The following is a 14,868-nucleotide window of genomic DNA, read 5'->3' as shown; positions in this document are numbered from 1 at the left end:
CAATGAGGTAATACTATCCGCGGTGCCCCGCCGGGACCGGACGTATTACCTCAAATAACGGTCGAGGATCTCTCCCCAGCCATTGCAAAGATATCCTTCGCTTTTGCAGCCAAACAAATGGTAAGCCCGATACTTATGCTTCCTGCTTCAGCTTATCGCGTAACTGAAACAACTCATCCCGAAGTCGGGCGGCTTCCAGAAAGTCGAGGTCTTTGGCGGCTCGTTCCATTTTCGATTGTGTTTCAGTAATTAATTTTTCCAGATCACTTTTACCCATGTACCGTACCACCGGATCGGCCGCAATGCGAATCTCTTCAGGTTCAATATAAACGTGCTTCACCTTCGAGTCGGCCACTTTGGTTTGACCCAATATAGCTTCTCGGGATTTTAATACTGTCGTCGGTGTGATACCATTATCAGCATTGTATTCCATCTGAATCGCCCGACGACGGTTCGTTTCATCAATGGCTTTCTGCATAGAACCGGTGATGGTATCGGCATACATAATCACCTTGCCGTTAGCATTACGGGCGGCCCGGCCGATGGTCTGAATCAGCGAACGGATATCCCGCAGAAAACCTTCTTTGTCAGCGTCCATAATGGCTACCAGAGATACTTCAGGAAGGTCAAGACCTTCACGTAGCAGGTTCACACCGACCAATACGTCAAAATTACCCAGGCGCAAATCCCGCAGAATTTCAACCCGGTCCAGCGTTTTGACTTCGGAGTGAATGTAGCGCGTTTTAATGCCGACTCGGTCAAGGTATTTGGTCAGTTCTTCGGCCATCCGTTTGGTCAACGTAGTGACCAATACCCGTTCGTGACTTTTTACCCGACTGTCGATGGATTCAAGCAGGTCGTCAATCTGGTTCAGGCTGGGACGTACTTCAATTTCTGGATCGAGAAGGCCAGTTGGCCGAATAAGCTGCTCAATCACAACGCCTTCACTACGTCGTAATTCATAGTCGGATGGGGTAGCTGACACGAAGATTGACTGTCCCGACAAATCTTCAAATTCCTGAAATGTCAGTGGTCGGTTGTCCATTGCCGATGGAAGCCGGAAACCATAATCGACCAGTGCCGTTTTACGAGAACGGTCGCCACCCCACATGGCTCGTATCTGCGGAATCGTTACGTGACTTTCGTCAACGACCAACAGGAAATCATCTGGAAAATAATCGAGCAGGCAGAAAGGTCGCTGACCGGGCATACGGCGGTCGAAGTAACGGGAGTAGTTTTCGATACCAGAACAATAGCCCAGTTCACGCATCATTTCGAGATCAAATTCAGTACGTTCCCGAATCCGCGTAGCTTCCATTTCACGAAAGTCGGATTCGAAATAACGTATCTGCGTCACCATATCGTCCTGAATTTGATGAATAGCGCTCTGCATGGTCTCGCTACTGGTAACGAATAGGTTAGCCGGGAAAATAGTAACGTAACGCTCGTCTGAAATCTTTCGGCCTGTCGATGGATCGATACGTTGGATGGTTTCGATTTCATCGCCAAAGAAGATAACCCGATAGGCAAAATCAGCATACGCAACGTAGAGGTCGACTGTATCTCCCTTCACGCGGAATGTTCCCCGCCCAAATTCGCCTTCGGTGCGGCTGTACAAAATGCTGACGAGCTGATGCAGAAACTGATTTCGACTCAATCGCGCTCCGACCTCAATCGGCACTACGTTACGTTTGAATTCATCGGGGTTGCCCATGCCGTAAATGCATGATACCGACGCCACCACAATCACATCGCGCCGACCGCTCATCAGCGCCGACGTAGCAGAGAGCCGTAGTTTGTCGATTTCTTCGTTGATTGCGAGGTCTTTCTCGATGTATGTATTGGTAGTGGCTATATACGCTTCCGGCTGGTAGTAGTCGTAGTAGCTGATGAAATACTCAACCGCATTGTTCGGAAAAAACTGTTTGAATTCGCCGTAGAGCTGGGCCGCCAGCGTTTTATTATGGCTGAGTACGAGTGTTGGGCGGTTGGTTTGAGCGATTACGTTGGCCACGGTGAACGTTTTTCCGCTGCCCGTTACACCCAGCAAAACCTGAGATTGTTCGCCTTCGTTGAGCCCTTTGACGAGTTGTTCGATAGCCTTCGGCTGATCGCCGGTAGGCTGAAATTCAGAGGTTAATTCGAAGTTCATTAGCGCCGTTTAGAATCTGGCTAATTTACGAATTTTTGAGTTGGATTCCAAGGAGAGTTTTTAAATTGCTACGTTGTGAATCCGTACCTTCCCTTTACTAAAAACGATGAACCCACTTTTCACTGTAGCACCGTTTACGCCCGAAACGATCAGCTTATCACTTGACGAACAAATCACGATTCGGCTGCTGGAATCGTCCGATTCGGCTAAATTAACGGCTTATTTCGGTGGCTTATCTGAGCAGACAAAAAGTTATTTTGCTCCGCACTCGTTCATTGTAGAAACGGTAGAACATATCTGTAAGACGCTAAATCCTGAGGAGGTGGTACGGCTGGTAGCTGTTTCGTCGGCCACGGGAAAAATCATTGCCTATTTTCTCTTGTTGTCGGGAGCTACGCCTTCGGATACGGCTCGTTTTCAGGCTCTGGGAATGCCCATACATACAGCAACTGATTATTCGATTGCACCTTCCATTGCTGATGACTATCAAAGTCGTGGCTTAGGGAATCACCTGATGAAAAAGTCGCTGGCTATTGCCCGAACGATGGGCAAACAACGAATTATTTTATGGGGTGGCATACAGGATCGAAATCAGCGGGCCATGCATTACTATCAAAAGTATGGATTTATCAATGCAGGCCAATTCACGAACGATGTGCTGAACTACGATATGTATCTGCCTTTGGGTGATTGATTGTATTAGCTTTTGGCACATACACAGCAACGTAGCAAAAAAGCCTCTACGTTTCCGCAGAGGCTCCAATCACATAAATATTTCTGGGATAATTACCCTACACTACCTTCCAGGCTAATCGCCAGCAGTTTCTGTGCTTCCACGGCGAATTCCATTGGTAGTTGGTTTAGAACTTCTTTTGCGTAACCGTTGATAATCAGGGCAACAGCCTGCTCATTCGGAATGCCGCGCTGGTTGCAGTAGAATAACTGGTCTTCGCCGATTTTCGACGTAGTAGCTTCGTGTTCGACGGTAGCCGATGAATTATTGACTTCCAGATACGGGAACGTATGGGCGCCACATTTATCGCCCAGCAGCAACGAGTCGCATTGAGAGTGATTACGGGCATTTTCGGCACGTTTCAGCACCTGCACCAGACCCCGGTAAGAATTCTGGCTTTTGCCCGCCGAAATACCTTTTGAAACAATCCGACTTTTGGTGTTTTTGCCGATGTGAATCATTTTGGTACCCGTATCGGCCTGCTGCATGTTGTTCGTAACGGCCACCGAATAGAACTCACCAATCGAGTTATCGCCTTTCAGAATTACAGACGGGTACTTCCACGTAATGGCCGACCCTGTTTCTACTTGTGTCCAGGAGATTTTTGCGTTCGGGCCGTCGCAGATGCCGCGTTTGGTAACAAAGTTGTAAATACCACCTTTGCCATCCTTATCACCTGGATACCAGTTCTGTACCGTCGAATATTTGATTTCAGCATCAGCGCGGGCAATCAGTTCGACTACGGCTGCATGAAGCTGATTTTCGTCGCGCATCGGGGCTGTGCATCCTTCCAGATAACTCACGTACGAACCTTCGTCGGCGATAATCAGTGTACGTTCGAACTGACCTGTTCCAGCGGCATTGATACGGAAATAGGTCGACAATTCCATTGGACAGCGAACGCCTTTTGGAATGTAACAAAACGACCCGTCGGTGAAGACAGCCGCGTTGAGGGCAGCGTAGTAATTGTCTTTTGCCGGTACCACCGAACCCAAATACTTCTTAACTAACTCAGGATGTTCGTGAACAGCTTCCGTAATGGAACAGAAAATAATACCCCGTTCAGCGAGGTCTTTCTTGAACGTAGTGGCTACCGAAACCGAGTCCATCACGGCATCGACAGCTACACGGGGGCGGTCGTTCGGATTGGTATCTGTTGTATCAACCACACCAGCCAGTCGTTTTTGCTCGCTGAGCGAGATACCAAGCCGGTTGAACGTATCGAGTAACTCAGGATCGATTTCGTCGAGCGAATTGACAGTTTTCTTCTGTTTGGGCGCTGAGTAATACTTAATGGCCTGATAATCAATCTTTGGATACGTAACGTTGGGCCATTTTGGTTCGGTCATGCCTTGCCACATCTGGAAGGCTTTCAATCGATTTTCGAGTAACCACTCAGGCTCATTTTTCTTAGCAGAAATAAAACGAATAATGCTCTCATCGAGGCCAACGGGAGCCTCATCGGCTTCAATCAGCGTCTCGAATCCGTATTTATATTCAGCGTTGGTTATGCTTTCTAAAATGTCAGCGTCCTTGCTCATAGTCTAGGTTAATGACGTGCCTTTTTGCACCGTTGTGCTTTATTTTTAACAATTAGCTGAACGGGTACGTTCCGGGCAGGCTGGACAAATATCGGAAACTTTCCGTTATTTCGGGCATCTCAACGTGTATAGTCTATCTACTTATGCCTGCACCGAAGAAACGTATCAATATTGAACTCCATCTCAGCCTTTCCGCTACGTTCCTAAGTTTAGCTGCTTTAGTTGTTTCTATTTTTCAGACAAAGATTGCGCGTGAGCAGCAACAGAAATCAGTATTGCCTTACTTACAGGTTCGCCACCAGATACAGGATAATTCGGTACATATCATGCTGGAAAATAAAGGAGTTGGCCCTGCCTTTATTCGTCAAATTCTCATTGGTCACGGCAAAAATGAGTCTACCGATTATGTCAATTTTATAAGTAAGGAATTAGGTGCAGGCGAGCTTCGGTTTAATGAGTTAAGCAATAGGCCTAAGATAACGGATGAGGCAATGATGAAAGAAATCAAGAAAGATTCATTGCTGACGGTGTGGTATGATTGGTGGGCAGCCAGCAAGGCTGAAGATGTTGTTGAATCGGGAACTGCTATTAAGGAAGGCGACCTGATGACCATTTATCAATGGCGCAAAAAAGGTAATGTGAGCGGGCCTTTTTTAGACAAATTGCAGGACTTGATGGCTGATAGTACGTATCAAATCAAAATTTTCTACAGCGATGTCTATGACAATTGCTGGCAACTGACTCACGTACATAACAAAAACAACGTAACAGAACTCGCCAATTGCCCTGAGCCATAAAAAAGAATGCCACTACGTAGTGGCATTCGGGAAGTTGAGTAAATCAGAAATTAATTGAGTGTCACATTGATACGGCTGTAGTAAAGCGTCGTTAGTCCTTCGAAACCGGAATCAGTACCGACCAGCAGCCAGAGTTCGCCTTTCTCGTTCGATCTGGCGACGAACGGTTTTTCAGTATTGCTACGTTTGATGAGCGTATACTTTTCGGTATCATCGCTGCTGGCAATGTTTCCCAGACGTATCGCATCTTTTCCATCGTTATTCTGAGCGCCCTTATCGAGATTAAGCGAATAAAAACCGTCTTTCAGCTCTTTTACCGGTTCTACAGGCGAAGCCCCTACTTTCAGCCAGACGCTGCTTCCCGGCGATCCGCCAATACCAATCGAATTTTCGGGATATTTCGACGCTAGTTCTATGTCGAAAACCAGTTTATAATCGGTATTTGGCTGTAAACCTGTTACTTTCTTTTTCAGGAACATGAAGGCGTCGTCACTACGGTTCATGCTTTCGATCATTAACGACTTGCGACTGGAATCAAGGGGAGCAGGCAAACCAGCCCGTGCCGATTTAAATTCCATAATGTTTTCCTGCGCTGTACCGTAGTCGGTGATGTCGGCTGTCCAGCCATCGGTGTCGCGCTGAAAAGAGGATTGGTAGGGGAGACCAGCCTGTGTCGGTACGTCGTCCTGTTTGCAAGCTGAGATACTAAATAAACTGACTGCTAAAATTGATGTTAACAACAACGTTGATTTCATTTTAAACGTAGATGGTTTCCTATACGGACTCATCCTCGTTGCCAACCGTTGTAAAACTTGTTAAAAATTATCGGAATCGCCCCCGCCCAGAATCGTTCAGACCACGTAACGCCAGATAGAATGCAATGATATAAATTAACTGATTACCAGCGCCGTCCCAATTTTCCTTGAGTGTTGTTCCGAACAGCAATGCACTGATAATTAATCCGCCGAGTAAATACCCCCATTTGCTGAATTGCCCGCCGATTAGAATCAGAAGGCCGCAGCTTAACTCAAGAAAAGGAAGTGTGTAGAGAAATCCTTTGGTTAGTAAGGGTGGTAAAATGGTTTGGGCAAAACCAGGTTCTGTTTTCGCAACAAACGCGTGAAGTTTTGGAATACGTACCAGACCGTGCATCAGCATATTGATACCCAGTCCAATACGTATCACCAGTTGAGCTAACTGATTGGCGTTCATCTATTACGTTGGATAAAGATGGTCTAAAAACTACTAAACGAATGCTTATTCGCTTTACGTGAGTTGCTCACCAGATTCGGGTACGTCTTCGGCCAGTACGTCGTCGTTGTTACGTTCAACTTCAGGTGAATCACTATCTTTTTTATCATCTGCTCCCATAGCCGATTCCGGGCTCATTTGCTTCACCTGAGCCGCTCCTGGTTTTGCCGTTTCGCCCTGAGCCAATAGCTGCACAACGCCCTGATTGTCGTCTTCCGCAGGATCATAGGTCTGATTATCAGTTGTGTTCATAGTGCTACGTTGTTAACTGCTTGATCGGGTTACGTGTCCTCCCAAAGAATAATTGTCGTCCTGATGATGGTCGTGTTCGCCAGTTGGGTCACCGTCTTCGTCGAGCGGCTCGTCGTATTCTTCTTCGTCTGCTACGTTGTCATCAACTTCATCCTCATCATCTTCCATAGCGGCTCCACTCTGGTTTCTGAACGGGTCGGGCGCCATCCGGTCCTCCCACGAACCCGTTTGAGACGTAGCAGTTGCTGTTTCGTCATCTTGAAAAGCAGTCATAATCATTGCGTAAATAGGTGATAGATAGGATAACCCGGTAGAATGGCGAAAGGTTAGACTTAACTACGTTAACCAAATGATTTTTACGCTGATTAGTCAAATCCATGCATCCAATGAAAGTTTATTTATTCGTTACGTGCTTGCTAATAACCCTTGGGGCAAATGGACAAACGTCTCGCGAGCCACTTTTTACATCGTTCGACGGGACAAAAATTCACTACGACATTATCGGTGAAGGGAAGCCTGTTGTGCTGTTGCATGGGTTCATCAGCAACAGTGAGAGCTGGAAACGGTCAGCGGTTCGTCAGGCGTTGGCCGATGCTGGTTTCAAAGTCGTTACGCTCGATTTACGCGGAAATGGTTTATCGGACAGACCTCATGCCGCCGAAGCGTACCGGGACAACACGGAATTAAAGGACGTAATGGCCTTGATGAAACACCTGAATCTCAGTAATTACGACGTAGTAGGCTATTCGCGCGGGGCTATCCTGACGGCAAAATTATTGACTATGGACAAACAGGTTCGTCGGGCGGTGATGGGTGGTATCAGTGTCGATTTTTCAGATCCCAACTGGATACGTCGCCGGAGTTTCTTCGAAGCTTTAACTAAACCTGGTAGTCATCCTGAATTGCAACCCGCCGTCGATAACGCCAAAAAATCAGGAGCCGATACGGTTGTGCTGGCTCGTTTACAGGAATTTCAGCCCGTGACCAGTAAAGCCGAACTTGCGAAAATCAAGATTCCTGTACTCGTGGTGAATGGCGATCAGGACAAAGACAACGGCGACCCACAAACGCTGGTAGATGCCATTCCCGGTTCGCGGCTAGTTATCGTACCCGGAAATCATGGTGGAGCCATGCGGACGCCGGAATTTGCCAAAGCAGTGGTCGATTTCCTGAAAAACTAACGTAGCATTTACTACGTATGCCATTCCTGCGCGGAATGGCATACGTAATGCGTTAAGGAAGCCCCTCGATCCCCAGCCAATCATTTGGATTGGGGCAGATCGTCAGAAATTTCGCCCGGTCACGTAGCGAGCAGACACCGGGGAAATCGCCTTTCAGACCAAGCATATCAGTCATTCGTTGAAAATGTAGGTGAGGAGGCCAGTCGCCGTTTTCGGGGTAGGGACCAATTTCGCCTAACTTTTCCCCTTTTTTAAACGATTTACCTTCGTAAAGACCTTCCAGTGATGTTCGTGTCAAATGGCCATAGAGCGAGTAATGCGGCTTTTGTGCTACGTTGTCTTGGTGTTCCAGGATAATGGTTGGGCCGTAATCGCCGAAGTTGGCGTTATCCCGAAAGCTGTGCACGATACCGGCTAATGGCGCAAAAACGGGCGTTCCTGCTTCGGCCCAGAAGTCGATGCCTAAATGAATTTCGCGCGGATCTTCATCCGTATTAAAATGGGCGCTACGTCGGTAAATGACCCGGTGTTCGTTGTAACCACCGACGCCCACGCGAACTCCGGCCGCTTTTAATTTTTCAAAGACGTATTTCGTAAAGACAGACGTATCAGTCAGATCAAGCGTAGCCAGATCTGGATTGGTGGCCGAGAAATCGAGAACCAGGTACGTATCGTTCTGGAAATTAAAAGGGAGAAGCATACAGCAGCAGATTGACGACGCAAGTTAGTTGTCAATGTTGGGTGACAACGGTATATTTACAGCTATTTTGTTCGTTATTTACACAGAATCTTTGGCAAACTAATCAATTTACCCAACCGAATGGAAGCCACTCTTGACAAGCCTACACGTAACACACCCACCTTATTTGGTCATCCAATAGGCCTTTTCGTGCTCTTTCTTACCGAAATGTGGGAGCGATTCAGCTACTACGGGATGCGGGCCATTTTGCTGTTGTTTCTGATTGATAATGTTAAGGGCGGAATGGGTCTGACCGAAGGAGATGGGGCTGCCATCTACGGGATTTACACGGCTTCGGTTTATTTGCTTTCATTACCCGGCGGCTGGATTGCCGACAATCTGCTAGGGCAACGTAAATCGATTGTAATTGGTGGTATAATCATTATGCTGGGCCATATTATTCTGGCTTTTCCAGCCGGACCGGGTATATTTTATGCTGGTCTGTGCACCGTAGCTGTCGGAACCGGTATGCTCAAACCTAACATCAGCACCATTGTTGGCGAATTATATCCGGAGGGGGGCGCCCGTAAGGACTCAGCTTTCTCGATTTTCTACATGGGTATCAATACTGGCTCGCTGTTGGGTATTTCTGTGGTTGGCTATTTGGGGCAAAAAGTGGGCTGGCATTATGGATTTGGTGCGGCTGCTATCGCGATGGCACTCGGCCTGATTACCTTTCAAACCCTTGGCAAGCGATACCTAGGAAATCTGGGTAATTTCACTGCGAAACAACTATCATCCGAAACAGGCACTTCCTCGACGGGTAGTCGGTCTATACTAGTGTTCGTGGTTGCTTTAGTGGTCTTAATGGCCATTCTGCAATTTACAGGAGTTCTTGATCTGACCACGGCGCAGGGACTGGCGAAAGGAATGGGTACTATTATCTCGGCGGTAGCGCTGGGATATTTTGCCTTTCTTATGATAGCAGGAGGCTTAGATACGGTTGAGAAAAAGCGAGTGACTGTCTTGTTTATTTTCTTCCTGGCTTCGGCAGCGTATTGGGCTGGTAATGAGCAACAAGGATCGTCGCTCCAGATTTTCGCCGACCGTTACACTAACCTGGTATTTTTCGGTTGGGAAATTCCATCGAGTTGGTTCCAAAACCTGAATCCCGCCTTTATCCTGATTTTCTCCCCTGTTTTGGCCGCCCTCTGGCTATTTCTGGATAATCGAAAAATTAGTTTTCCGGTACCAGCCAAGTTTGCTGTTTCGCTGTTGTTGCTGGGAGTTGCTTACGTAGTGATGGTATTTGCTGCTAAAGTAGCGCTAACCGGTGTTCGTACATCGTCTCTTTATTTAACCGCTACGTACCTGTTTTTTACCCTCGCCGAGCTGTTTTTGAGTCCGGTAGGGTTGAGTGCCTTCTCGAAATTATCACCCAAACGTTACAGCAGTCAGTTAATGGGGCTATGGTTTATTGGTTCATCGCTTGGTAATCTGATCGCTGGTTTGTTTGCGGGTGGTTTCGATGAAGAGAATGTTCAGCAAATGCCCGAATTATTCCAGAGCGTTGCGTATTTCGGCTTAGGATTTGGCGTGTTGATGCTGATTTTTGTTAAACCACTAAAACGCTGGATGGGCGGAATCGAGTAGATATATGAAGTATGATGTATGAGATATGATGTAGTTGCTCAAGAATATATCATAAATATTACTTCATACATCACACTCATCCTCCTGCTTTCTTCGCTTTATAACCTTTTCCGGTGAGCCACGTCAGTACTTTATCGCGGTGGTCGCCCTGAATTAGAATCTCGTCATCTTTCACTGAACCGCCTGACCCACAGGCGGTTTTTAATTGTTTGCCCAAGTCTGCTAAATCGGCGCTGGCGCCAATAAACCCACGTATCGATGTCACGACTTTATTGCCGCCTAATTTCACCAGCCAGATTTTGAGATTCTGCTGGGCTGGCGGCAACGTATCAGTTTCGGGTTGTTCGTCGGACTGATAGTCAAAATCCGGGTTGGTTGAATAAATGATGCCGGAGCGGTTTTTCTTACTCATAAAACGCTTATTTGCGGGCGAAATTAACCCGTTTTTGGGTTCGTCCCTGTCCACTACGGAACCATTTCTTAACGTAGTGACCTAGCCAAAGCCAGAAACCCGATAAAATAACGGCTGGCAATATCACTACGCGAACGGCAAAAGCGGGCTCCGGCAGCGAAGCCACTGGCCCATAAATATAACCCAGAATCGGAATGCTGGCCAGAATGTGGAACCAGCGAATAATCTTACGTTCGGTTGCTGTTTTCATAGGTTGTCAGAGTTCCATCAACTGCCGAACGGCCTCGCCGTACGTACTGCCGGTGGTTAATTTGGTGCCTTTTTTATCATTCATAGCCAGCACAAATTTGCCGTCGAAATGGCGGTGTACTTCCCCGATTTTATGCCGATTCACCATTACCGACCGGCTTACGCGCACGAACGTATCAGGCAGTTTTTCGTTAAGTGTTGTCAGTGTGTAACTCGTCAGATACTTCTGTCCATCGACGGTTGCCAGAAAGACGTATTTGTCTTCAGCTTCAAAAAAGGCAATGTCCGAAAGGGGTACCAGAATGATTTTTTCGCCTGTTTTTACCGAAATCGAGTACACTTCTTTCTTGGGCTGCATCTGTTCCAGAAGCCGCATTACGCTCTCTGTCATGGGGTTACTGACTGTTTGAGCTGATTCGTTACGTTCGGCCAGCGACCTGATTTTCTGGGCGGTACGTGCCAGACGTTCAGCTTCGATGGGTTTCATCAGATAATCCACCGAGTTTTCTTCGAAAGCCCGAATCGCGTACTGATTGAAAGCTGTCGCAAAAATAACCATGGGCATATGGGTCACTTTGGACAGCATCTCGAAACCATTCAGGAGCGGCATTTCGATGTCCAGAAAAATGACATCCGGCTCCTCAGCTTCAATAAGCGTCAGCCCTTCAGCACCATTCGACGCTTCACCAATAACTTCGAACGTATCATTGTGCTTACCTAACAAACGCTTCAATCGGCTGATAGCCAGTGGCTCGTCGTCAATTAGGAGGGTTCTTAAAGGGAATTGCATACGGTGTTGAAATTAAGTATTTGGTAAAATAGACGTATCGGCAGTCTTGATTTTATTCATGCTGATGGATAAAACCACCTGCTTGAGTGGCCAATTCTGAAGTTCAACGCGGGCACTATCGCCATAAAGCAACTTGAGTTTATCCTGAATGCTACGTAGCCCATATCCGCCATCCATGTTGTCGGGAAAAGCTGGACCGTTGTCGTGGACGCAAAGATTCAATTCACCATTTTTCTCATAAATTCTGACATCAATACGTCCCGTATCGGCGCGTTTGGCGATGCCGTGTTTGATAGCATTTTCGACGATAGGTTGTAGCAAAAATTGCGGTAATCTCAGTTCATTCAGTGCAGGATCTGACACTTCGACGCTGAACGTAAGGCGTTTCCCGAATCGTACCTGCTCAACCTGTAAATACGTCTGAACCATCTCTAACTCGTCGGCTAACGTAGCAAATAGTTCGCCGTTGCGCCCGGTTGAGTAACGGAATAATTTAGACAGGAGAAGCGTCATTTCTTCGGCTTTGTCGGGGTCATCGTGAACCAGACTGGCGATGCTATTGAGCGAATTGTACAGAAAATGGGGATTGATTTTCGCCTGAAGCGCGTCCAGCTCGGCGCGGGTTTTCAGCTTTTCCAGATTTAAAAGCTGAAACTCCTGCTCCGATAATTTGCGGGTTAACTGACGGCCTTGCTGAAGTATATACAGGAAGAAATTGGCAATTAGTAAATCACCCAGAACATAAATGTACCACGGGGCAGTTTCTTCAATAGCGCCAGGCATCTTTGCCAGTGCTTCAATGTATGGCTTTGCCAGAAGCATATACAATCCCGTATTTATTACCCCGAAACTAGCTACTACAAAAAGACTAATAATGAGATGGCGTACCCAAATGGCTCGAAACTGGCGTGTAAGCCAGCCCGATAATGCCCAGGTTAGTAAGAAGACAACGACGCCATCCATTAGGTTTTGTACAATCAGAAACTGGTACACACCTGCCAGTAACGGATCTTTTGCCGTGATAATCAGGTTTGTAAAGTAAATGACTGCATTGCTTCCGTAAATGAGCAGAGCGCCTAATAATGCCCCGATTAACGTACCTAAGCCTGGTTTTTGCAGGAGGTTCGTCAGGGTTATTGGCTCTGGCCGGTCGGCGGTGGGGGGGCGGTATTTGCTACGTCCGGAAAAGTTGAACGTAGCGCCCTCTACATTGGCACCTGTTAGGTCTATATCTTCCAGGCCGCAGAAATTCAGGTTCGCTTCGAACAGATCGGCGTCGGTAAATGAAGCGCCTTCAAGGTTCGAAAAACTAAGATCGGCCCCGCGAAGAATCGCCTTCTGAAAATTAGCTCGTTCCAGATTGGAAAAGCGAAAGTCGGCGTGCGACAGGTCGAGGCCGCTGAAATCAAAATTGGACAGGTCGGAGCCCATCATGTTCAGACGACGACCGTTTTTGCCAATGGTACCAATGAGTTGTTCGCGCGTCATAAACGTATAAGTCGGGAGTCGTAAGTCTTTAATAGTCAGCCACTAATTAGTTAGTACTACGTCTCTATTGACTGATGACTTGTGCCTATTATAGAGTTGGCCAGTTTAAATGTAAGAAATTTTTCTACGACCTTTTTCGTGATGGAGCGAACCACCGCCTGCTGCTAACGTAATGCTTGGAATAAGAACCATCTTCAATGTATTTAACTGGCTTGCAGGTAATTATTTTTTCGAGAGCGCCATCATAATCCGCTGAAATAAACCCGGTTTCTGAATCCGGCAATTGTGAAATGCCCTGATTTTCCACGTACCATTTTCTTTGATCAGTACGGTCGTCTGAATCGAAAGCCGATCTAAAGGCGGTTTTTTTTGGAAGCGCAGCTTAATAGTTCCAGTTGAGTGCATCAGAGCAACTGTATCACTCAAAAATGCAATGGTCGGTGCAGACGAACCTGTGTGCATGGTCGAACCACGTAGCGCCCACGAATGAAACAACTCATTATGGATTTTCACGTTCTCTTGCTGACCTTTTATGTGTTGACCGGCAAAAGTTACGTAGTCACAGTCGTCGGTTAAACATTGACCAAATGCCTCCGCATCACCAGCGTTCCAGGCTACGGCCAGTTTATCGAAAACCTGCTGGATAATAGCTTCCTCGTTCGTTTTGGTTAGTTCCTTTGGCATTTCTGAAAGATTTTTCTGTGTAATACGTTGTTATTCAGTACGTACAGACGTAGTAATGGTGGGTTTTTTATAGGCTAATGATAATTGCTTTAACGTAGTGCTTAAAATCAGGAAGCGGAAATAAGCAAGTTTCATGACTTTTCAGTACGTTGGCGGTCTGATTACTAATTGGATGACCAAAACTAGGTACTTCCAACGGCGACCAATTATATTTTCCGACGAATACTCAAAAGCAAGGAGTGAATTAGGGTAGGAGGGAGATGAAGTTATTCGTAGTATTGGTGACGTAATGACTCACTAACTGCCCGATTAGGCTAACATTTGCCTGAACGTATTGTTACTGACTTACTTAAGAAGGCCTGATTTGACTACTACTTTGATCAATTTTCCTCTATCTATCGGTCAGTTACGTCCCTGGCGGGAGGGTGACGAAGAATCGCTGGTGCGCCACGCCAATAATCGGAACATCTGGAACAATGTGCGGGACTTTTTTCCCTATCCCTACACCCCGCGGGATGCCACCTCATGGGTGCGCTCGAACAAGTCGTATCAACAGCCCAATAACCTCGCCATCGATATTGATGGTCAGGCTGTTGGCAATATTGGCTTTACGGTGAAAGACGATATTTATCGGTACAACGCCGAAATTGGTTACTGGCTGAGCGAAGATTTCTGGGGACGTGGTATCCTGACTGAAGCCTTGCCCATTATGACCAATTATATCTATCAGAATTTTCAGGTAAATCGTATTTTTGCCTGCGTGCTGGAGGGCAATATCGGTTCAATGAGCGTACTTGAACGAGCATGTTATCGACACGAAGCCATTCATCGGAAGGCAGCTATCAAGAACAATCAATACCTCGACGAACACATCTTTGCCTTACTACGTAGTGAGTATGAAAACGTAACCCATTCAGCATATGGACGTTAGATGCCGGAGTATGGATAAGCGCGATGAACGTAGTATAATTGCCTGTAAACTTGCTTAACTATACGCCGTTTTTTG

The 14,868-nt window shown here is 46.8% G+C and carries 17 protein-coding genes; 5 read left to right on the top strand and 12 right to left on the bottom strand.

Annotated elements, in window-relative coordinates; translation table 11 throughout:
* Positions 1 to 133: 133 nt before the first annotated feature.
* The gene (gene uvrB / locus IC229_RS07895; RefSeq protein WP_190886415.1) at positions 134 to 2,152 is read right to left on the bottom strand and encodes an excinuclease ABC subunit UvrB; all 2,019 of its coding nucleotides are present in this window, start codon (positions 2,150 to 2,152) and stop codon (positions 134 to 136) included.
* Between the two features lie 106 nt (positions 2,153 to 2,258).
* Here uvrB and IC229_RS07890 point away from each other — a divergent pair, with 106 nt between their 5' ends.
* Positions 2,259 to 2,846, top strand: a complete 588-nt coding sequence (locus tag IC229_RS07890) for a GNAT family N-acetyltransferase (protein ID WP_190886414.1) — start codon at positions 2,259 to 2,261, stop codon at positions 2,844 to 2,846.
* 92 nt (positions 2,847 to 2,938) lie between these two features.
* On the opposite strand, the gene sufB is transcribed toward IC229_RS07890, so the two are convergent.
* Positions 2,939 to 4,426, bottom strand: coding sequence for a Fe-S cluster assembly protein SufB (sufB, locus tag IC229_RS07885; protein WP_190886413.1), 1,488 nt, complete (start codon positions 4,424 to 4,426; stop codon positions 2,939 to 2,941).
* A gap of 143 nt (positions 4,427 to 4,569) precedes the next feature.
* On the opposite strand from sufB, the gene IC229_RS07880 reads away from it, so the two are divergent.
* Entirely contained in the window at positions 4,570 to 5,223 is a 654-nt protein-coding gene (locus tag IC229_RS07880) for a hypothetical protein (RefSeq protein ID WP_190886412.1), read from the top strand.
* A 50-nt stretch (positions 5,224 to 5,273) separates the two neighbouring features.
* On the opposite strand, the gene IC229_RS07875 is transcribed toward IC229_RS07880, so the two are convergent.
* From IC229_RS07875 to IC229_RS07860, 4 genes are all read right to left on the bottom strand, one after another.
* Complete coding sequence (locus IC229_RS07875) at positions 5,274 to 5,978, bottom strand: hypothetical protein (RefSeq protein WP_190886411.1); 705 nt, start codon at positions 5,976 to 5,978, stop codon at positions 5,274 to 5,276.
* Between the two features lie 67 nt (positions 5,979 to 6,045).
* A complete protein-coding gene (locus IC229_RS07870) occupies positions 6,046 to 6,435 on the bottom strand; it encodes a DoxX family protein (RefSeq protein WP_190886410.1) in 390 nt (129 codons plus the stop codon).
* A 54-nt stretch (positions 6,436 to 6,489) separates the two neighbouring features.
* The gene (locus IC229_RS07865; RefSeq protein ID WP_190886409.1) at positions 6,490 to 6,726 is read right to left on the bottom strand and encodes a hypothetical protein; all 237 of its coding nucleotides are present in this window, start codon (positions 6,724 to 6,726) and stop codon (positions 6,490 to 6,492) included.
* Positions 6,727 to 6,738: 12 nt separating this feature from the next.
* Positions 6,739 to 6,999, bottom strand: a complete 261-nt coding sequence (locus IC229_RS07860; protein ID WP_190886408.1) for a hypothetical protein — start codon at positions 6,997 to 6,999, stop codon at positions 6,739 to 6,741.
* A gap of 113 nt (positions 7,000 to 7,112) precedes the next feature.
* Between IC229_RS07860 and IC229_RS07855 the strand changes: the two genes are divergently transcribed.
* On the top strand, positions 7,113 to 7,907 hold the full coding sequence (locus IC229_RS07855) for an alpha/beta fold hydrolase (RefSeq protein ID WP_190886407.1): 795 nt from the start codon (positions 7,113 to 7,115) through the stop codon (positions 7,905 to 7,907).
* 52 nt (positions 7,908 to 7,959) lie between these two features.
* Here IC229_RS07855 and IC229_RS07850 read toward each other — a convergent pair whose 3' ends face one another.
* Positions 7,960 to 8,607 carry a peptidoglycan DD-metalloendopeptidase family protein gene (locus IC229_RS07850; protein ID WP_190886406.1) on the bottom strand — a complete coding sequence of 216 codons (648 nt, stop codon included), beginning with the start codon at positions 8,605 to 8,607 and terminating at the stop codon, positions 7,960 to 7,962.
* 120 nt (positions 8,608 to 8,727) lie between these two features.
* Here IC229_RS07850 and IC229_RS07845 point away from each other — a divergent pair, with 120 nt between their 5' ends.
* Positions 8,728 to 10,239 (top strand): peptide MFS transporter, encoded by a 1,512-nt coding sequence (locus IC229_RS07845; protein ID WP_190886405.1) that lies wholly within the window; start codon positions 8,728 to 8,730, stop codon positions 10,237 to 10,239.
* Between the two features lie 76 nt (positions 10,240 to 10,315).
* Here IC229_RS07845 and IC229_RS07840 read toward each other — a convergent pair whose 3' ends face one another.
* The 5 genes from IC229_RS07840 to IC229_RS07820 form a co-directional block, all read right to left on the bottom strand.
* Complete coding sequence (locus IC229_RS07840) at positions 10,316 to 10,651, bottom strand: translation initiation factor (RefSeq protein WP_190886404.1); 336 nt, start codon at positions 10,649 to 10,651, stop codon at positions 10,316 to 10,318.
* 7 nt (positions 10,652 to 10,658) lie between these two features.
* Positions 10,659 to 10,901 carry a hypothetical protein gene (locus IC229_RS07835; RefSeq protein ID WP_190886403.1) on the bottom strand — a complete coding sequence of 81 codons (243 nt, stop codon included), beginning with the start codon at positions 10,899 to 10,901 and terminating at the stop codon, positions 10,659 to 10,661.
* Between the two features lie 6 nt (positions 10,902 to 10,907).
* Positions 10,908 to 11,690: a LytR/AlgR family response regulator transcription factor gene (locus tag IC229_RS07830; protein ID WP_190886402.1), complete on the bottom strand. Its 783-nt coding sequence runs from the start codon at positions 11,688 to 11,690 to the stop codon at positions 10,908 to 10,910.
* Positions 11,691 to 11,702: 12 nt separating this feature from the next.
* A complete protein-coding gene (locus IC229_RS07825) occupies positions 11,703 to 13,178 on the bottom strand; it encodes a histidine kinase (RefSeq protein ID WP_190886401.1) in 1,476 nt (491 codons plus the stop codon).
* A 222-nt stretch (positions 13,179 to 13,400) separates the two neighbouring features.
* Complete coding sequence (locus IC229_RS07820; RefSeq protein WP_190886400.1) at positions 13,401 to 13,862, bottom strand: SgcJ/EcaC family oxidoreductase; 462 nt, start codon at positions 13,860 to 13,862, stop codon at positions 13,401 to 13,403.
* 376 nt (positions 13,863 to 14,238) lie between these two features.
* Here IC229_RS07820 and IC229_RS07815 point away from each other — a divergent pair, with 376 nt between their 5' ends.
* A complete protein-coding gene (locus IC229_RS07815) occupies positions 14,239 to 14,793 on the top strand; it encodes a GNAT family N-acetyltransferase (protein WP_190886399.1) in 555 nt (184 codons plus the stop codon).
* The last annotated feature ends 75 nt before the right edge of the window (positions 14,794 to 14,868 follow it).

The organism is Spirosoma profusum, from assembly GCF_014699005.1.
GTDB classification, from domain to species: Bacteria; Bacteroidota; Bacteroidia; order Cytophagales; family Spirosomataceae; genus Spirosoma; species Spirosoma profusum.
The sequence above is the reverse complement of the archived record's forward strand: the minus strand, read 5'-3'. Positions and strand labels throughout refer to the sequence as shown.